A 19,817-nucleotide genomic window follows, 5' to 3' on the forward strand; every position below is an offset into this window, starting at 1 on the left:
ATGCCAATCATATTGTCGTCCGTGAAGTATTGCCGTCCGCGGAGAAGTGGTACCGGCCTGCGTTGACACGTTCGAGAAAGTCTTCAAGCCATCGTCGTTCTGCTATGAAAGCCTCTTGTTCGAGCCAGAATATTTCTTGCAGATACAATGTGTCGGAATCGTCGGGAAACCATTGCTTCATCTGATTGTCGAATGCATTGAGGAATGCTGTGATGCGAGTGATGCGACGCTGGCATGATTCAATAATCTCCTGCTTTGAGAGTGAAGGGAGGAAGCACAGCACGGGCAGCATGTCCAGTGGCTGCGGTTGTTGGTTGTTAAGTATGGCGTGCAACAAATCGAAAAATTCGTTATCCCCTTTTTCTGTGAGTCTGTATAGGTTTTTGCTTGGCATCTTTCCGGTTTGCGACACCGAGTCGAATTCAAGCATGCCCGTTCGGACCAGGCTTTTGAGCTGGTTGTAGACGGATCCTCTGGCGATGCCTGCCCATCTGTCGGAATTCCATGATTTGAGTTCCTTCTCAATCTCGTATCCGTATGTTGGTTGCCGTAGCCGTACGATTCCGAGTACCAGCAATCTTGTTGTCTGAACGCTCAACTGTGGTCATTTCCTTTGCCTGTATTCGTGCTTTTGCGTGTCGGTGGTCACGAATTGACCGCTACATCACAGTAACCGACTTTGACATTCTAGCAAGAACATATACTCTAATTTATATAGTCAAATTTGTTTAGTTTATATTGACTATAAAACATTGACCAAATAGAAAAGACAATCGTATGAAGATCGCAATGTCTACGAAAATTGAGCATCGTGCTGGGAATGTTCGGCCGTCGACCAAGTTCGGTGGTGGCGTTATTACAGGAGGCGCAAAGCATGACATCACGTGGCGGCATCTGCTCGTTTGGCTGCCGTGTTCGAGACCGTTCAACGGTTTGTCAAAGATGTGCCCCCCAATCTATCGGTCGTTTCTCTTTAAGGCGTGAGGCAGTATGCCGGAGCATGCTTCATGCCTTTCAAGGATATAAGGAGTACACCACATGATCGAAGTTCATGATTTAGTAAAAAGATACCGATACAGGGGAAAAGTAAAAACTGCCGTGTTAGACCTTTCATTTTCTCTGAACGACGGGAGAAGTTTGGGCGTCTTAGGACCTAATGGAGCTGGGAAAAGCACCACGATGCGAATTCTCGCAACTCTGATGAAGCCCGATTCCGGCGGTCAACGGCGCAGAGTCGACATCGCGATGGGGCTCGTCAATAATCCGTCGGCCGCTTTTTTGGATGAGCCATCTGCCGGGCTCGATCCTGATGCCCGTGAAGATTTGTGTAATCTCCTGCTGTCGGTTCGAAAACAGTTCGGGACTTCAATTGTGATTACAACCCACTATATTGAAGAGGCAGAACGGGTAGCCGACAACATTATGGTCATGGACAAAGGGTCTATAGTTTCCGAAGGATCGCCTCAGCAACTATCCAATCAATATGCGCAGGATACAATCACTCTTGCTATCAAAAATGCAAGGAAAGATGACTTGTCTTCGATCTTTTCTGCCATGTCGGCAATAGATGAATCGTTGCTGCTCAACGAAGATGATTCCATCTGTAATGTGCAGATTAAGGCATTGCATTCACCGAAAGTTCTTCCAGACATATTGAGGGAAATGAATCGAATCGGTGCTGAAATAACATCGATTGATGTGCGACAAGGGAGTCTTAATGATGCATTTTTGCGTCTTACAGGAAATGAGGCGACACCGTGAATGACAATGTTCAGATCACTGAAACGACGCTCATCAATTCGGTAAGTAGTTCTTCATGGGTAAAAAGTGTATGGCTGTCATTTGCTCGAGAAATGCGTCATACCTTTGCCAATCCGTATTTTATTATAGGTTCCTTGATGCCGCCAGGAAATCCTCATCAGGCGTTTACGATTCTTCAGTGCAACGGGGAATTGCAATCGGCGTCGTATCAGCAGCCGTCTCCTTCCTTCTGGCAGCGAAGGCATGTAATTCACGCAAATAAAAAATAAAATAGGGGGAGGAACTGTTATGAATTTTTTCACAAGTGACTTGCACCAAACCGACATCCATGATCCAAACTATGCCGATATCGGTATTCTGCTGCATAATATGGGCGCGACCGTGCGCGTTGGTGCCAATTTGGACATACGTTTCCGTTATTGCAAACCTTCCGACTTCCGTATATCTCGCGGCGCGAAATCGTTCGTCATCGAAAACACCGTGTCACCCGAGGAACATTTCGATCCGATGCATTGGTGGCGCTTCCCCCGTCTGGACATCATGCTTCCCTCCCAAGAGCACTTCCAGTCTTTGAGGCTGGAAGCGGATCATTCGGGATTGATTGTCTCTGATGTTTCCGTGCATACGATGTCGCTGCAGATCATAGATGGCTCATGCAAACTCAATCGAGTTATGGCAGACGAAACCTCCATTCACATCGATTCAGGGAGCATTCGGTGGCATGGACAGCCCAATGACATATCGCTTGATTGCAAAAACGGAAGCGCGAACATCCATGGCATGCCATCCGACTTCGGCTACGATGCGAATCTCCGCAACGGACACATGAGGCTAGGCAGCCGACGCCTTTGGGGAGGATCTTCTTCCGAGCACAAGACTGGTGCGCCATATGCCGCCGTTACCTGCCAAAACGGCACTGTCAGCATTGACTAGCATTCACTGCGGTCTGGTTTTCCCATAGGGGTGGATGTTCGGCGACTGAAATCGCACATAGACGATGGGCCATACTCTCCCAAGCCAAAGAGCTCAAGCACTTTTGTGCAATAAACCGGACGTTATCCTGCTAAGCGGACTGCTCAATACCAACATATGGACGCGGATACGACAAGCAATACGATCCCGATACGAGCCGCATCGCCGTCAAAGTCATGGTGTAGAACTCGTCCTTGAGATGGCCGAACACCTGTTCGGTGGCCGCGTTGTCCAGGCAGTTGCCTTTGTGGCTCATTGACTGGCGGATGCCAAGCGTATGCAACCGTTGCCGCCACCAGCGGTGTTGATACTGCCAACCCATGTCCGAATGCAGGATTGGGTGCCTGCCATGGGGCAGTCTGTCTTCCAGCAGGGCCAAAAGACGTTGCTGCTGCGCGAGATCGGGATGCCGGGATATATCCCAGGCGATGATCTCCTTGGTGGCCGTGTCGTGGACGGGAGCGAGATACGCCTTGGTGCCTTCAACTCACTGCATGCTTTGGAGTGTGGGGATTGCGTTCTCTGGTGGGGGAAAAGTCTCGCATAAAATGTACATGCTGTAGTATGTTATTCATATTGTGTATTTCGCTGGGAAGGGGTGTCTTCCTGGTGCGGCAAGCGACATTGTTAGTACGGATGGGGTTGGTGTGATGACTTACCACGAGGGTGTATCAGGGAAGGGGCGTGCCGCCTTCGCGCATAGTGCGGGGAGTGGGCGCGGGCATGCGGGTAATTCCGGGCGCATTGGTGACTTGGGGCATTCGGATAGTGTGGCGCGCAAGAGCAGCCTGAGGCATGGGGGCAGTCCGGCGCATAGGGGGCGTCATGTATCGCGCAGTGTTCGGCTATCGCTGTGGCTCACGTTTTTCGGTGCGTTGATCGTGCTGTTTCTGAGCATGTACTTCCGTCCCGCTCCCGAAGCCATCGCAGATCCACCTGCCTTCGGTCCTGATGGCTATTTCAGCACTTTGAATGTTGGTGACAGGCCGGTGGTATCGGATGGTTGGGATTCGGCGCGTCGGATTGTGTTTGGGAAAACCGATTCTTCGCAGACCTATCAGAATAAGTCGGTGTCTGGTGGGTATAAGACCTTGGCGAAGGGTGCCGTGGAAAGTGTTGCTGACGCTGATATTGGTGTGGGTCAGAGTTATTCGAAGTCTGCTACGACGTCAGTGCTTGCGGGTGAGGCGTTGCTGTTCGCTGATAATACGGTGACGTCAGGTTTTACGTTTGATTCGTCGGGTAACCCGTTTACAAATGATTTTGACTCCGGTGCTGCGAACACGGGGTATAGGTCTGGTCCTGCTCTGGCGTCTGTTGGTGTGGCATCGCAGAATTATTCCGTGTTCGAGCAGGGGTTGTTGCGTTCTGCCCCTGTTGAGGGTGTGTGTACGAATGCTTCTGGCTGTAAGTCTGGTAGTTACACGCAGCAGACTGATTCGGTGAATTCGTATAGAGTGTTTCCGTTGTCTACTGGTGATGTGAAGCAGTATTTCAATCACACAAGCGGCTTGTCGGTTGACTCCAATCTTGCTTGTCCTTCGAAAATTTGTGTTAATAATTCTTCTGGCTTTTGGTTGCGTTCTGCTAGATGGAACGGTGTGGCCTATGCGTACGATGTGTGGAACGACGGTGCACCGAGCTCTGACAATACGAGCTTCGGTAGTTACGGATTGCGTCCTGCTCTTCGTCTGAATCTTGATAATCTGTTGCTGTCGTCCAAAAGCACGGATTATGCACAGCCATCCAACTCTGATGCGGCGTCATCACTGACCTTAACATTCAAGGACGAATCGCTACCCGCACTCGGTGCAATAAATCTCGATAGCTCGAATCGCGTCGAAGAGAGCACTTTCAGCTTGCCTCTAGGTTCTACGTACCCGCTCACGGCAGGCAACGTGTCCGCATATCCTGATGGTCTCGGATGGAAGCTCGTAAACCAAAGCTCCTCTGACGGTACAGTTGCGAAGTCCGGTAGCGGTACCTCTCTGAGCACCCAGGATATATCTGCCGGCACGTATGACCTATATGTGTGGGGTTTGGACAAAGGCAGTGCCTCTGAAGGTGTCACGCACCGTGGCACAGCGCCACAACACTTCACAGTAACTATTGCTGAACCAGAAAGCTTCGAGTTCACCCTGAACATCACCGATCTCAACACGAACGTCGTTGTACCAGCAAATGGACTCGAGCACGCTGGACCGGATTATGGTGCCCCGTACATGTGGGGCGTCGACTGGTGGACTGGTACCAAATGGGAGGCGATTTCCTGCAGCACATCTGCCAACTCGGATACGGCCAATCAAACATGCAATGGAAACCTGACATTCCAAGGAAAGTCGCGAACGGGTACTGATGTTGGTCCGCAGCTAGGCAAACCTGCTAGCTGGGGTGTAAGCACTACGGGTAATCTACGCATGCGGTTAACTAACGCTTCCAATGGAGGCTCTACATCTTGGTTAAATGCGTTCGCGACCGCTTCGTTCGATGGTGTGCACCAGACAGCATCGATGATAACCGAAGTTGGAGATATACCCTTTCTTGGCATCAAGGACCCAGATGTGGCTGTGACTTCTGCAGGCAATGGCACTGGCAAGCATATGTTTAAAGGCGCAAGCAATCTAGTTCGCGTAGGTAGAGTGTTTTATAATGCCGACCCGGGATGGGCTTCTGTGACAAAGACAGAGGTCTCGTTTGCGCATCGGATGTTTGAAGGTACAACGAGTCTCGAAACAATAGGAGATGGGTCGTTCGATCTGTCCAGTATTACAAAAGTTGGAGATTTTTTTGGCGCAGATGTTTTTCATAATAGTGGAATTCAAATGCTTCCTAATGCTTCTTTTAATCTGAGTTCGATTTCTACTATTAATTCAACTACTCCGAGTTCCCGTGGCTATTTCTTAAGCGGAGCCTTTAGAGATGCAACTCGTTTGGCAACTTTGCCTCTTGGTTCGTTTAATACTTGGGCTCTAACCGGTGATGTATATAACGATTTTTTCAAAGACGCGTTCAAAGGGGCAACGTCGCTGACGTCGCTGCCGGACGGATCGTTTAATTTGTCGAATGTAACGGGGGCTGGCAATGCCTTCTTCGCCTCGGCTTTCCAAGGTGCTACCTCGCTACCTGGATTGCCTGCAAATTCGTTCAAATTCGGAACGAGTCTGAATACGGTTGGAGCGGACTTCTTTAACTCGACATTTAAAGATGCGCATGCTTTGAATGCCTTGCCTGCCGGCTCTTTTGATTTGTCGAACGTGACGACGGTTGGCGAACGATTCTTGAACATGACTTATGCGGGCACAACGGCTGCAACTGCACCTCAGCTGAATCGTGCTGCGGTGGTGCAGGTGGCATCGAAGTGGTCTTTGAATGAGGTCCCTAGCCAGGCGTCGGGCGTGTTCACGTCGACCTTTGAAAACGTGTCTACAGCAACGGGCAAGCTGCTGGAATCGGATGTTGCTCAATTGGCAAAGGATCCGGGGGACAAGAAAACGTTCCTCGGCACGAAGATGTGTACCGACTCAACGTACTCGCAGCACTGGGGCATGATGAACTGCCACTTCGAGTTCACGGTGAACATTCCCGCAAACAAGCTCGACGAGCAGCTTATCGTTCCCGCCAACGGACGGGGAACAAGTGAGACGACCTTTGAAGTTCCTTACCAATGGGATGTTGATATCTGGAATTCTGGTACTTCAGCTTGGACCCCGCTGGCGTGCGATTCGGGTGTAAATAATTCTGCCACGGATTACTGCATTAGTAGCACATTCGCCGGGCAATCGGCTGATCTTGCCAATTCAGGCCCCAAAGTCGGTACTCCAAGAACTTTGGGTCTGAGTTCGGCTGGCAACATCAAGCTCCGCCTTAAAAATGCGAATGCGTCGGAACAGCGTGGATGGTTGCGGGCTTTCGCAACAAGCGGGAGTACATCTGCGCATCAGACAGCAACCCTAATCACGAGCGTAGGAGATGTGCCTTTCATAGGAATCAGGGGTATTTCCTACGCAGGTTCAACCGGAAATACGGTAGCCATGAGTATGTTTGAATCTGCGGACCACCTAGAATCCATTGGAGCTATTCTTAATATCAATGATCCTGATTGGGCTGAAATGCAGACTGCTAATTGGTTTTTCTTTGAAAAAACATTTTTACATGCGCACGCCCTGTCCTCAATAGCTAGTGGTTCGTTCCACATTAACAATATTTCCGGAGCAACGGGATTTCGTTTCTTTTATCAAACCTTTAGGGACACGCCTAGCTTGAAATATCTCCCCGCTGGTTCGTTCGATACGTCGAACATTACCGATGTCCTGTCCGGGTACTTTGACCAGACGTTTTATGGTGCCACAAGTCTACTTGCATTGCCAGTAAGTTCGTTCAACACCGACCACTTATTAAGTGCCTCCGAGGGCGCCAATTTCAGCCATTTTTTGCGCGATGCCAAATCAATTAAACATTTACCTGACGGTTCTTTCAATATTTCGAACCTTCAGCATTTAGGGACGTATTCCTTCTTATCAATGTTCTCTGGTGCGAGCGCTTTGGAGGATCTTCCTGCAGGTTCGTTCGTGCTCAATACAAATGTGACTACGACCGGGGACCGCGTCTTTGAAAATATGTTCAAAAACGCGGCGTCGTTGACTTCGTTGCCTGTAGGATCGTTCGATACTTCGCACCTAAACTCTGTTGGCTTGAATTTCATGTTAGATACGTTTGCAGGGGATACGAAAGCACTCGCACCGAAGTTGAATCGTGCTGCGGTGGTGCAGGTGGCTTCAAAGTGGGCTTTGAGCGAAGCTAGCAGCCAGGCATCTGGAGTATTCACATCGACCTTCAAGAATGTGGCTACTGCTAAGGGCAAACTGCTGGTGTCTGACGCGGCTCAGCTCACGAAGGATCCCGGCAGCACGAAGCGCTCCTTTGCAGGCACAGGCTTCTGCACCGATTCGCCCCACGCTTGGAGTTGGGGACTGATCAATTGCAACTTCGAGTTCACCGTCCACGTTGACGATGCCTCAGCGAACCTCGTGGTTCCCACGAATGGACGGGCTAACGATGGAGGAACCTATGGTGCCACATACAGTTGGAGAATTCAGCGTTGGGATGGTTCAGACTGGGTGACGGTTCCGTGCCAGACTTCGTTGAATAATGGTTCAGGTACAGGGCAGGAGGGTTGCTCCGGGACCGACGTCTATACCGGTAAGTCGTATGATTCCTCGACCGCGGGTCCTCGGCTCGGTGCTCCGAGCGTTTGGGGTGCGGTGAATGGCACTGATGTGAAGCTTCGTCTCGTTGATTCACTGTCGTCGTCGAACATAAGCATTACGGGCACTCGTGGCTGGCTACGCGCATTCGGGACATATGGTGCTAGTGCGCACCAAACCGCGCCCAAGATTAGATCGGTGGGAGACATTCCCTTCATCGGTATCAAAAATGATGACAATGTTGAGAAGACTGGCAACTTTGCGGGATATCAAATGTTACGCAATGCGAGCGCGCTGACGTCGGTTGGCAAAGTGCTCAGCCCAGATGATCCTGATTGGGTTCAAGTCACAACTGTGGGCGAATATCTCTTAGGTCAGGCTCTGTTTGGAGCGAGTACATTGCACACTATTGGAAACACTTCCCTGCGCACCGACAATGTGGCGGGTGTTGTCGGACCAGGCTTCTTCCATGCCACCTTTAGTGGCAATGTTTCGCTTGAGAGCTTGCCAGCAGCATCGCTAAACACCTCAAGAATTACGACTGTTGGCGCTGACTTCTTCGACCGCACCTTTGACGGTGCTACAAGTTTGAGGACATTGCCAGACGGTTCACTTGATACGGAAAACATCATTTCCATTGGGAGCCAGTTCTTCCAAGGTACGTTCAGAAACACTTCGTCACTGACAGGGTTGCCTACCGGATCACTCAGTTTTAAGAACGTACCCAGCGCGAATTTCAACAATGTGTTCGAACAGACCTTCTTTGGGGCCACAGAACTGAAGGATTTGCCGGCTGACTCGTTTAACGTATCGAAGATTGCTGGGCCAGTAGGCGGTAACTTCTTCCACGCAACGTTCACTAGTACGACTTTGGAGAACCTACCAGACGGTTCGTTTAACATATCAAAGATCACCATTGTGGGAAATAACTTCTTTGACCAGACTTTCAACAACGTATCAAGTCTGAAATCATTGCCTACTGGTTCATTCGGTATTGACAGTATTACAGGTACTACGGGGAACTACTTCTTCTTCCGCACTTTCCGTAACACAGCGCTACAGGCTTTGCCTGACTCATCGTTCGTTTTGTCCAGCAACCTTATTGCTGTTGGTGACAATTCGTTCAAGGGAACGTTCTTCAATGTAAAGAATTTGAAGTCATTGCCTTCTGGCGCATTCAATACCTCGAAGATTGCCACTGTGGGAGCCGAGTTCATGAGTAACATGTTCTCAGGTGACTCCATTGCCAACGCGCCGAAACTTGCTCGACAAACCGTGCTGGATGTTGTGTCTAAATGGAATCTGGACGCGACGAACCTCACCAAGACTGGCGTATATGAGGACACATTCCGCAACAATAGGGTTGCGCAGGGCGAGATTCTCGTGGCTGACGCGACTCAGATTGGGATGAACCCGGGAGCGGTTCGCAATACCTTCACGGGTACATTCCTGTGCTCCGATTCCGAGTTCCGCGCTAACTGGGGATTGCGGGCGTGCTCACCTCCGACTGCATTGCCCTATACGGGCGGATTGCCGATTGCGCTACTCGTGGCGCTGATTGGGCTGGGTGTTCTCCTGCTCTCGGCTGTGCTGAACCGTGGTCGATACATCACACCCGAGCGCATGCTCTCGAAGTCCGTCGCCGGTCGGCGTGCGGGCGCAGCGGTGGCGGCTGGGTCTGCCGGTCCTCGTACTGAATCAGGTGCGGGTGCGCACGCAGCGCGTTCGCTCAAGCGAGGTAAACATCGCTAAAGGTTGTGAGGAACGAACTCGGGGATGGATAATGAATGGTTTGTGTATAGGCTGTTCTTCATTCATCCCCGAGCCTTTCTGGTTGGGACGCTCGGTGGGGGAATGATTTGAGTGTTTAGCGACATGCTGAGCACTTTTGAAACGTAGGGGATGACTGTATGCCGTAACATAATCGTTCGCTGACAGCGATACCTTATTCTTGGGGAAAAGATATGCGGATCAAGTATTCGCATTAGAAGGGAATAAGAATATCCATGAAACAATCACATAGGGGACGGTGGGGCGCGCTTGTCATTGCAGTTGCGATGCTTCTACCAACGGTTGGAACTGCGGCAGCGCACGCAGATACTCCACAATTAGGGAAGGTGCAGGTCGCCTCCCAGATCAGCAGAGGTTCCGGTACTATGCCGGTGTTCATCCAGACAACGAGCAAAAGCGCATTGTCGGTGACCACAAGCAAAAAACCTTCCGCCTTTGAAGGCAATAAAGAACTGCAAAACAAGGCGAAGGATGCTGCTAAGGACGCCAAAGACACTTCCAATGACGTACTGAGCGAGCTGAAAAAGCTTGACCCACATGAGAAGACTCTGTATTCCACGGCCTACACCGTTCCGGGGGTCGCCGTGTATGCAGATGCTGCTGCTCTGAGAAAGTTGGCTGAGCAGTCCGATTCAGTAATCAAGATTAATCCGATCAGTTTCAAGAAAGCTGCGGACAGCTCATCTGCGGACAATTCAAATGCGGACAGCTCAAAAGATACGCAAACCGCTAACGGTGCCACAAGCGAAAGTTCCCCCTCAACGGCTGGTGATACTGCGAAGAATCAACAGAGCCAGCCGTCTGCAAGCTCAAATTCAGCATCGAATAATTCATCAAGTGCTCAGCCAAGTGCTCAAGCAAGCGCTAAGTCAAGTGCTCAACCAAGTGCTGCGCCAAGTACTGAAGCCAACAAGGATTCATCTTCACAGCAAACACCAGCGAATTCGCAGAACTCTGAACAATCCCCAGCTGCAACAACACCCAATTCCAGCGCTGACAATGCTGCAATAGCCAATGCGGAACCAAAAAATGCTAACAATGATGCCTTGGTTCAATCTCTCAAGACATGGGCGCAAACCGGCAAGACCGGCAAAGATACCAACGTCGCCATCATCGACACGGGCCTTGATTATACCCACGCAGATTTCGGCGGCGCGGGAACCACACAGGCCTATGACACGGCGCTTGCATCCAAGAATGATCCTCTGACCGATCCGACACTCAAAGGCTTGCTTGACACCAACAAGTTCAAGGGCGGTTATGATTTTGCAGGCACAAATTATGATCCTGACAACGCCAGTATGTCCACCCCAACTCCAGACAGCAACCCCATTGACGGAAAAGGCGGACACCACGGTACGCATGTGGCAGGAACGGCACTTGGCTATGGCGTCACGGCAGACAACAAGACCTTCAAGGGCGATTACAGCAAACTGAGCGAAGCTGACTTGCAGTCCATGGAAATCGGACCAGGTTCTGCCCCTCAGGCTGGCGTGTACTCACTGAAAGTCTTTGGAGATAATGGCGGAACGACAGGTCTCGTCGGAGAAGCCCTCGACTGGGTTGGCGCTCAAATTGCCAAAGGCAAGTCCATCAATATCGTTTCCATGTCTTTGGGTGGCACCTATGGATCAGACGACGACCCTGATACGGCCAAGGTTGATGCGCTTACGGACAAGGGTGTACTCTCCGTTATCGCCGCTGGAAACGAAGGCGATTTCACCGACGTCCTCGGTTCACCAGGCAGTGCAAAAAGCGCTCTCACTGTTGCTGCGAGCAGCTCAGGCCGAACCTTGCAAGATAGCATCACCGCAACCGCGCCGAGCGATGTGGCAGACACCAAGCTTGCAGGACAATACTCAGCAAATTACTCTGACCTCAACAACATCAATGTTGAAGGCAAGGTAGTAAAGGTCACCGACCCGAACAATCTTGCTGGATGCGGCACATACTCCGCAGCCGATGCAGCCGCTGTAAAGGGCAATATCGCCTGGGTGCAGTGGGATGACAACAATTTGGTGTGCGGCTCCAAAAAGCGTTTTGACAATGCGCAGGCAGCAGGAGCAAAGGCCATTCTGTTCCAGTCAAGCAAAGACATACCGGATGCGGGTATCGCTGGTAACGCAACCCTGCCTGGTTTCCAAATCACGCCAACAGGTTTGGCAAAAATACAGCCAGCTCTGAATGCCGGAACGTTGAGAGTGAAACTGTCATCGGATCAGCGCTTGAGCATAAAGGTAGACTATGCAGCCAAATATGAGGACACGATGGCTTCGTTCACTTCGCGAGGCATCCATGGTTCGGCGGATGGAACCGTCAAGCCTGATGTGTCTGCTCCTGGTGTAGGCATCGTCTCCGCTTCTGCGGGCAGTGGTTTCAAGCCTGAAGTCATGAGCGGTACCTCAATGGCAACCCCATTGACAGCAGGTATTGCTGCACTCGCCCATCAAGCTCATCCAGCTTGGTCGGCGAGAGCCCTCAAGGCTCAGCTGATGAATACTGCCGATCATGATGTCCTCAGTGAGGATCGCAGCACGGCGATGGGTCCACTCCGCGTCGGAACTGGACGTGTGGACGCATATGAAGCCGTGAATAACGAGGCAACCGTGGCTGCAAAGACTGATCCGACTGCTGTCACCGGTGAATTTGGTATTGTTCAGGTGCCACGCGCCGGATATAGTGCCAGCAAAGCATTCACCGTCACCAACACGGCAAATACGCCAGTGACATACTCGCTGTCGTATCAGGCAAGGGTGAGCACTCCAGGGGTTGACTACAAGCTGGATAAGGACACCATCACCGTTCCTGCGAACGGGACTGCAGACTTTACCGTTACCTTGAGCATTCCTGACCAGTCCGCGCTGCGACATACTCGTGACAGTACCCAGCCAGTAAGGAACCCTGTGTCGGCAGATGATGACAGCAATTACGTCACCGATGCCAGCGGCATTGTACGTTTGGTGCCAAAGGACACTGCTAACGGCACCTTCTCCGCTTTGCGTGTGGCCTTGGTAAGTGCTCCAAAGCCTGTTTCCGAAACCAGCACCAGCCTTGAATTCTCCAAGGGTTCGACTGATGGCCAACTGGTGGTGAGCGGCAAAGGCTTTGCCAACGGTTCAGGTGCGACGGGCTACACGTCACAGATTGCACCCATGCAGCTCGCGGTGCAAGATCCGGTCGATGGATACACCACACAGGATTCCGCTCGAAGCCTCGCGGCAGCCGATATTCGTGAGGTTGGGGTGTCTTCCACGGCTCCACAGATCAACGACAAATCGCAAGGCTACCTCACCTTCGGCATTGAAACCGATAAGACCTGGTCACGCTTGGGCAACAATTTCTTCCCTGAAATTGTTCTCGACAGTAATGGCGATGGCAAGGCCGATATGCTCATCGGTGTAAACACCCTCAAGAACGGTGCACTGACCGACGCTGTCTGGGTGGAAACCACGAGGCTGAGTGACGGGGAAGTAATCGACAAGGAACCGATTGTTGATTCAACGGTTGCCGATTCCAATGTGGTTTTGCTGCCGGTGAAGCTCAGCGCGCTGGGAATCACCAAGGACTCGACCACCGCTCCAATGAATTTCTATGCACAAACCGAATCGATGTTTGCTGAAAGTGCCGAACACGCATATCTCGCTGATACGACAGATTCGGCCACATTCGATCCGCTGAATCCAGATCTTTGGTTTGGAACCAGCGGGCAGAATGGTTCGGGTTCTGCTGTGGATGCGGATAAGGCAGGGACCATTCCGGCCCATCTCAAGACTCCTGTTGCGAAGGATGCAGGGAAGAGTGCACGAGCAGGACAGAGTGCACGTAGCGAAGCAACTGCTCAGCCGGAAGCTTTGCTGCTGCACCTTAACGGTTCGGTTCCCGTTGACAAGGATGCAACCCCAGTGATTGATATCCAAAGCATCGCCGACCGTGACACGAGTGAATTGCAGCATCTTGTCGATGTGGCTAAGGGTCTGAAGGAAAGTAACTATTCCCCTGAATCCTGGAAGCAGTTGGCTCAGGCCCTTGGCGTGGCCGAGGACGTGCTTGCCGATGCCAGCTCCACCAACCAGCAGATCAACGATGCCTACAATGCGCTGAATACTGCCATCAACGGTCTGGTGAAGGTTTCTGCGAAGGTTGATACATCAAAGCTGCAAGCTCTGGTTAACAGCTTGCAGTCCTTGAAGAGCAAGGATTACACGTCTGAATCATGGTCTGCTTTTGAAGCAGCCATGAAGCAGGCGGAACAGGTGCTTGTCGATACCAACGCTACGCAGGATCAGGTCAACAGTGCATACGCTGCTTTGCTACGAGCTCAGCAGCTCCTGGTGCAAGGTTCGACCAGCCCAGCCGTCGATAAGTCTAAGGATCAATCGAAGGATCAGTCGAAGGCTTCCGCTGCCTCTGCAAAGAGCAACGGGAATTCGGGCAATCTCTCCAGAACTGGAAGTGTCGTAACCGGCGTGGTATTCGCCGCCTTCGTTGCACTGGTTGCTGGGACGACGCTGCTTGGGGTCCGTAGGCGTAACAAGTAATTCAGGATAGTTAACCGGAATCATAGTTAACCGGAATCATAGTTAACCAGAATCATAACTGCCTCAACAGAACGGTATTCCGTATGGATGTGCGCGTGTATATGCGCGTGTGCATGCGGAATGCTGCTGTTCTGTTGGGGCAGTTGTGTTTTCGGTGGTGTGATGGTGTGGGACTGTGGTGGTGAGGCTGTGGTGCTGTGGGGTTGCGATAGAGTGCTTCCGTAAGGCATCGAGTAGTGGGGAAGGTGGCGCTGGTTTGGGGAGCGGCGAAGGTTCAGAGGGTAGCAGGATGACTCGCGGGCGATGGTTCAAGATCTTTGGACGAATCATACTGAGTGCCATTGCTGCGATTGTCGGCATTGTCCTGCTCGCTTTGGTGGCGTTCAATGTCAGCCCGTGGCCGAGCGCACTGATATTCCGCAGGGCGTTCGAGTCTGGGAATGTGCAGAAGCCACGCGGGTATGCTGCCGCGCAGAAAGCCGTTGCGATAGAAAGCAGCCTGACCTATCCATCGCAGTATCAGCGCAATGATTTTGATCTCTATCTTCCCAAGTCCAGCAAGGATGCCACAGCATCGGCTGAAGTTTCATTGCCGATCATCGTCTGGGTGCATGGTGGCGGTTTCATCTCCGGCGACAAACTCGGAGTCTCCACATATGCGACCATGCTTGCGGCGCAAGGGTATGCGGTGGCGGCAATGAATTATGATTATGCGCCTGACGCGCAGTATCCGGCACCGGTGGTGCAGGTGGGAGAGCTGATTGTCCAGCTGTATCGGATTGCCGCGCGATATGGGCTGGATGCCAACCGCATCATTATTGGGGGAGACTCGGCGGGCGCGCAGATTGCGGCGCAGTTCGCTGCGATTGAAACGACTCCGGGCTATGCGGCGCAGGCTGGCATCCGCAAGATTGCTCTGCACCGACCGTTGGAGGCTGCTCTGCTGTTCTGTGGACCATATGATGTTTCCCAGATGACGGATATGGGTAGTTCCTGGATTGCCAAGCAGTTCGTGCAAACCGTGGGATGGTCGTATCTGGGGCAGAAGCATTGGCAATATACCAAGGCCGCGAAGACAGCGTCGGTCGTTGACTTTGTTTCTGCGAACTTTCCCCGTTCATACATCGTTGACGGCAACTATTTCTCGTTCCCCTCGCAGGCGAGGGAAATGTATGGCAGACTGCGGGCGCAGAAAGTTGCGGCCAAGCTTACGCTCTACCCGGACAATCCAAAGCTGCCGCACGAGTTCCAGTTCGATTTCTCACATCCGCAGTCGTATGAGGTGTGGAACAATACCTTGCAGTTCTTGAAATCCTGATGTTGTTGGTTTTGAATGATTGAGGTTTTGGACGTTTCAGGTTTTGGACGTTTCGAGCTGATCACAACGCAGTGTTGACCGCAGCTTCCTTCGCCCTTCGCCCGTCGCCTTTCGCAAAGGGGTCGTTGTCTGGGTCTTCGTTCCATACGTATTCGATATCGTGGGCGGTTTTGCGTGCCACCGTGATGCCAAGCTTGTCGTTGACGTAGCCGAGGGCCATATCCATTCCTGCCGAAACGCCTGACGACGTATAGATATTGCCGTCAACAACCCATCGTGCTTTGAGAACCCAGTTCACTGCTGGATTCAATGATGTCACCCAGTCGAAGGCGAGCTTGTTGGATGTTGCACTCTTCGCGTTCAACAATCCGGTTTTGGCAAGCAACGCAGAGCCTGTGCACACGGTCAGAACGTCCTTCGACTTGTTGGCTAGGATCTCAAGCTGTGTCAGGAATTCGTCATCGTTCACCAATGGTCTGGTACCCATGCCACCGGGAATCAGCAGTATGCCGTTCGATTCCACGTGTGCGAAACTCTGTGTCTGAGTTTGCAAGCCTTGTCTGCTCGTCACGAATCCGCCGTTCAACGAGAAGTATTCGATTCGGTACTCGTTGTTCAGACTTCCGAGAATCTCAATCGGTCCGCAAGCATCCAAGGTTTCGAAATTATCGAATAATACAACGTTGATGGTCTGCATGCGAACCCCTTGCCCTTGTGGAAATGCGTTTTGTTCCCCGTCGTTTTTATTCCCCGTATTGCTCATGAATATAACATGCGTTGGCAACGAGAATGAGGAGGGTGCAGGTGTGCTACGTCAGTGGCGTGTCATATTTTGGTGTTGGAAGTCTGCCTGTTCGATGCAAGGATGATAGAGACTATGCAGCCGAAAATCAATAATATTATGTTTGATTTCTGTGGAGTACTGCTTGATTGGCGACCGGAGCTGGCCTTGGAGGGTGAATATCCACAGGGCGTTGTTGACATGTTCTTTGATCCGCATGATCCTTGGGGTTTTGACTATTACGATCAGCTTTGCGATGTGGGGTGGAGCGAGAGTCGGATTCTTGCAGACTATGAGCAGCATCATGGTCCTGCGGTGGCGTGGGTTTTTCGGGTGTATTTCGAACATTTCGAACGCGCGTTTCATGGGCTGATTCCTGGGATGGGCGCACTGCTTCGCGATCTGCGGTCGGCCGGCATCGGCGTGTGGGGCTTGACGAATTTCACCAGGAAAAGTGTTGATGAGGCGTGCCGGCGCTTTTCTGAGCTTGCGTTGCTGAGTGACATTGTTGTTTCAGCGGAGGAACACTTGATAAAGCCCGATCCGCGAATATATCAGCTCGCATTGCAACGATTCTCGTTGCAGGCGGAGCATACGGTCTTCATTGATGACCGGAAAAGCAATGTCGAGGCTGCCCGGCATCTTGGAATTCACGGAATCCGCTTCACCAATGCGGATGAATTGCGCGAATCGCTCAAAACCTTGGACGTTTTGAGCTAACAACACCCCGCAACGACGATATCTCTGTTCATTGTGAACTCATCAAAGTATAAAAGCCCAAAAATCACTGTTTTGGGGTGCAAAAACGGCCTAATTCGGGCTTATATACTTTGATGAGTTCACAATGAACTTAATACAGCCCCCAAAAGGCCAGCGAACCCATCAGCAGCGCCGATCCGCAGAGCACGCAAAGCATGATGATTCGTTGCAAACCGTTGAAAACATGCGAAATCTCGTCTGGCTCGTTGCCTTCACTCCCAGTGAGGCGAACCAGCAGCGGATTCAAGAACTGCGTACACAGCCACGAGAAAGCCAAAATCACCACAATCGAAGCTACTCGAAGCACAATCCACAGCAAACTGAGAAATTTCGTGTCTTGCTGCAAGGTAAGAGCCTGCGATACGACAACAATCACGTATCCCAGGATTCCCAAGGTCGAGGCGATGCTGAGAAGACCGGTTATCCACATCGAAGCAATCAAAGGCCGAGAAAAGTTCGTGCTTACTGGCACTTGTGCCTGCATGGATGATTGCATTCGTGTCTGCGATTGCAAGTGCTGACCTTTGTTTCTCTGCCTTCGGATTGACCTTCGGATCGATTTTCCTATTGAGCGCAGCACACCCAGCAGGAATGCGATGACGCACAGTCCCGTGCCGAACAGCATCAGCGCGAAGAGCTGGCCGAGCGAGGTGATCAAACCAGCTGTAGTGCGCGGAGGTACCGCATACAACTGATTCGGCTGAGAACCTGCAATCATTGGCGTCTTCCAATCCTGAGCGGATGTTCCCGAAGCTATGCCATTAATCCAATCATCCAGATTTTGTGTATACCCGGTTGCGAGCGGAAGACGTGGGAGCGCCATGTTGTCGCCTATGCGCATCTGATGGTTCGCATCGTAGTAGCGAACCGTCACGTTCTGGTTGTTGTTTGCCTTGGCCTTGGCGAGTATGGTTACAGCCCCCTGTTCGATAGGCATGGAGAGGTCGCGCGTACCGTAATTGATCAGAGTTGGCTGCGTGAGATGCGAAATGTAGTTGAGCGAATCAAAGTCGGCATAATCCAGCCCCAACACTGAGAAATTCAGCGCAGTCAGCTTGGGAATGTCCCGTGTGAGAGCGAGCGGAGCACCGGCAGTTTTGAAATACGACGTTGCAGCAATCGCCATCTGTTGACGGCCAGAATATACAGGCGGGGAAGTGAGAATGGTGAAGGCTATGTCCTTGCGCTGCGCCGTCATGATAGATGAAATCCAAGTGCCTTCGGACTCTGCATACAGGCCGACCTTCTGCGCATCGACACCTGGCCAACGCTTCAGAATATCGAAGGATGTGCCATAATCATGAGCCATCGAAACATAGTTCCGGTGGAACATCGTGTAGTCATCCATGCGCTTGTCGGGGACCAGAGTGGTGATGCCTGCTGAAGCCATTGAAGAGGCCAGATCGCCAAACACTTCCGACGACTTGCCAGTGCCAGCGCCCTGCATCAGCAAACAGGCCGGCCGGTCTGCCGGAGCATCAATCGGTTCGCGAACCAGCGCGTGAACGGTGACCTTCGCAGTGAGCCTGATCTTGATGGGAGTTTGCCTTATCTGATACGTGCCTTCATGAGCAGGAACCGTAAGCTTTGAAGCAATCGTTGTGTCCTTCGACTGGACCGTGATGCGGGTTGTGTTCTTCTGAATCTGCCAATGTGGGGCCATAAGCGTCCCGATGAGTCCAAGCACAAGGAAAGTCGCCAAGGTGAGGATCGCATAGGTGCAGAAGAATGCGATTCTCAACTGTCTGGGTTGTCTGGGCTGTCTGGGTTGTCTGGGGGGTTTCGGCTGGCGCTGCGTAGATTCAAACACCCTCACTACTCTAACGAGCCTCCTGACGAAACGAGGTCTATACCTGAGAGATTATGCAAAGCTGAATATTTACTTAAAGCCATTGTGTCTGAGTTGTGTCTGAATTGTGACTGTATCGTGTGTTGAGCGATTGGGCTGTTTCTAAACAGAACTATGAATCCGCAGAAGCCCAGCTTATCGTTGATTTTCGCTAATCTGAGCAAGGTAGCGAACGGAGGAGGATTGCATTTCGCCAGAAAAATTTGAACCTAATGGCATCTGACGATCAATTTGTTCCGGGGTCATACCAATCTTGCGCATGGTTGCCCGTTTGACAAGTAACGCGAACATAGGGCATGAGGCCCTTTCCAAGAGATCATATTGTCTAGGAGGATTATTCATCTTCACAGACCAATAACGCAACTGGCTGGTGAGTGCTTTATCGAGAATGACAGCCGATGCTTCGGCGGCCAGACAGAAGAACTCGTCGGCACTGCAAACTTCGTATGGAAGAGTTTCAAGCTGATCTTCGCTGAGTTGATTATAGAGTTTGCGATCATTCGTCAACAGATACTCGCACTGCCCCTGTACGGTGGCCGCATGAACATGCAAATCGCCGGTATCTGCACCGATGAATGTCTCTTTAGCCTTCCTGCAATCGTATTCCTTGATTTCGTTCGCTATTTCCTGCAGCTGTGCTCGGATGGCCGTGATTTGGCCTCCTGATAATTCTGGGTTGTCATCACGTATGTGCGCCAGTGTTTCCGCATAAACATCCTCGCTTGAATACAGTTGAAACAAGGGACCGGCTTGATATAAAGCATAAAGCCAATCCCTTTGAGTCTTGCTGTATAAGACGTTTGCGTCTACGAATACTCTCTGCACAATTGATTATGATATCTTA

10 protein-coding genes and 1 pseudogene are annotated in these 19,817 nt (G+C 51.4%); 6 read left to right on the plus strand and 5 right to left on the minus strand.

The window, feature by feature from the left end; all coding sequences use genetic code 11:
* Positions 1-7: 7 nt before the first annotated feature.
* Positions 8-598, minus strand: a complete 591-nt coding sequence (locus QN215_RS03105) for a PadR family transcriptional regulator (protein ID WP_369344659.1) — start codon at positions 596-598, stop codon at positions 8-10.
* 440 nt (positions 599-1,038) lie between these two features.
* Here QN215_RS03105 and QN215_RS03110 point away from each other — a divergent pair, with 440 nt between their 5' ends.
* A complete protein-coding gene (locus tag QN215_RS03110) occupies positions 1,039-1,761 on the plus strand; it encodes an ATP-binding cassette domain-containing protein (RefSeq protein ID WP_369344660.1) in 723 nt (240 codons plus the stop codon).
* Between the two features lie 288 nt (positions 1,762-2,049).
* Positions 2,050-2,694, plus strand: a complete 645-nt coding sequence (locus tag QN215_RS03115) for a DUF4097 family beta strand repeat-containing protein (RefSeq protein ID WP_369344661.1) — start codon at positions 2,050-2,052, stop codon at positions 2,692-2,694.
* A gap of 220 nt (positions 2,695-2,914) precedes the next feature.
* On the opposite strand, the pseudogene QN215_RS03120 reads toward QN215_RS03115, so the two are convergent.
* Positions 2,915-3,208, minus strand: a pseudogene (locus tag QN215_RS03120) (DDE-type integrase/transposase/recombinase); the annotation flags it as partial.
* A 175-nt stretch (positions 3,209-3,383) separates the two neighbouring features.
* On the opposite strand from QN215_RS03120, the gene QN215_RS03125 reads away from it, so the two are divergent.
* From QN215_RS03125 to QN215_RS03135, 3 genes are all read left to right on the plus strand, one after another.
* The gene (locus QN215_RS03125) at positions 3,384-9,689 is read left to right on the plus strand and encodes a hypothetical protein (protein ID WP_369344662.1); all 6,306 of its coding nucleotides are present in this window, start codon (positions 3,384-3,386) and stop codon (positions 9,687-9,689) included.
* A gap of 254 nt (positions 9,690-9,943) precedes the next feature.
* Positions 9,944-14,266, plus strand: a complete 4,323-nt coding sequence (locus QN215_RS03130; protein ID WP_369344663.1) for a S8 family serine peptidase — start codon at positions 9,944-9,946, stop codon at positions 14,264-14,266.
* Positions 14,267-14,555: 289 nt separating this feature from the next.
* Positions 14,556-15,584 (plus strand): alpha/beta hydrolase, encoded by a 1,029-nt coding sequence (locus QN215_RS03135; protein WP_369344664.1) that lies wholly within the window; start codon positions 14,556-14,558, stop codon positions 15,582-15,584.
* A 61-nt stretch (positions 15,585-15,645) separates the two neighbouring features.
* On the opposite strand, the gene QN215_RS03140 is transcribed toward QN215_RS03135, so the two are convergent.
* The gene (locus tag QN215_RS03140; protein ID WP_369344665.1) at positions 15,646-16,281 is read right to left on the minus strand and encodes a DJ-1/PfpI family protein; all 636 of its coding nucleotides are present in this window, start codon (positions 16,279-16,281) and stop codon (positions 15,646-15,648) included.
* A 204-nt stretch (positions 16,282-16,485) separates the two neighbouring features.
* Here QN215_RS03140 and QN215_RS03145 point away from each other — a divergent pair, with 204 nt between their 5' ends.
* Positions 16,486-17,085: an HAD family hydrolase gene (locus QN215_RS03145; RefSeq protein ID WP_369344666.1), complete on the plus strand. Its 600-nt coding sequence runs from the start codon at positions 16,486-16,488 to the stop codon at positions 17,083-17,085.
* 130 nt (positions 17,086-17,215) lie between these two features.
* On the opposite strand, the gene QN215_RS03150 is transcribed toward QN215_RS03145, so the two are convergent.
* Together QN215_RS03150 and QN215_RS03155 are read right to left on the minus strand one after the other, a co-directional pair.
* Positions 17,216-18,865, minus strand: coding sequence for an alpha/beta hydrolase family protein (locus QN215_RS03150; protein WP_369344667.1), 1,650 nt, complete (start codon positions 18,863-18,865; stop codon positions 17,216-17,218).
* A 243-nt stretch (positions 18,866-19,108) separates the two neighbouring features.
* Positions 19,109-19,714 (minus strand): hypothetical protein, encoded by a 606-nt coding sequence (locus QN215_RS03155; protein WP_369344668.1) that lies wholly within the window; start codon positions 19,712-19,714, stop codon positions 19,109-19,111.
* Between the last annotated feature and the right edge of the window lie 103 nt (positions 19,715-19,817).

The organism is Bifidobacterium sp. WK041_4_12 (assembly GCF_041080795.1).
In the GTDB taxonomy this organism is placed as follows: Bacteria; Actinomycetota; Actinomycetes; order Actinomycetales; family Bifidobacteriaceae; genus Bombiscardovia; species Bombiscardovia aquikefiricola.

What these genes read in the sequence shown, in the direction of transcription:
- QN215_RS03110 (WP_369344660.1), top strand. Translation starts at nt 1,039, where the DNA reads ATGATCGAAGTTCATGATTTAGTAAAAAGATACCGATACAGGGGAAAA.
- QN215_RS03115 (WP_369344661.1), top strand. Translation starts at nt 2,050, where the DNA reads ATGAATTTTTTCACAAGTGACTTGCACCAAACCGACATCCATGATCCA.
- QN215_RS03145 (WP_369344666.1), top strand. Translation starts at nt 16,486, where the DNA reads ATGTTTGATTTCTGTGGAGTACTGCTTGATTGGCGACCGGAGCTGGCC.
- QN215_RS03125 (WP_369344662.1), top strand. Translation starts at nt 3,384, where the DNA reads ATGACTTACCACGAGGGTGTATCAGGGAAGGGGCGTGCCGCCTTCGCG.
- QN215_RS03140 (WP_369344665.1), bottom strand. Translation starts at nt 16,281, where the DNA reads ATGCAGACCATCAACGTTGTATTATTCGATAATTTCGAAACCTTGGAT.
- QN215_RS03130 (WP_369344663.1), top strand. Translation starts at nt 9,944, where the DNA reads ATGAAACAATCACATAGGGGACGGTGGGGCGCGCTTGTCATTGCAGTT.
- QN215_RS03135 (WP_369344664.1), top strand. Translation starts at nt 14,556, where the DNA reads ATGACTCGCGGGCGATGGTTCAAGATCTTTGGACGAATCATACTGAGT.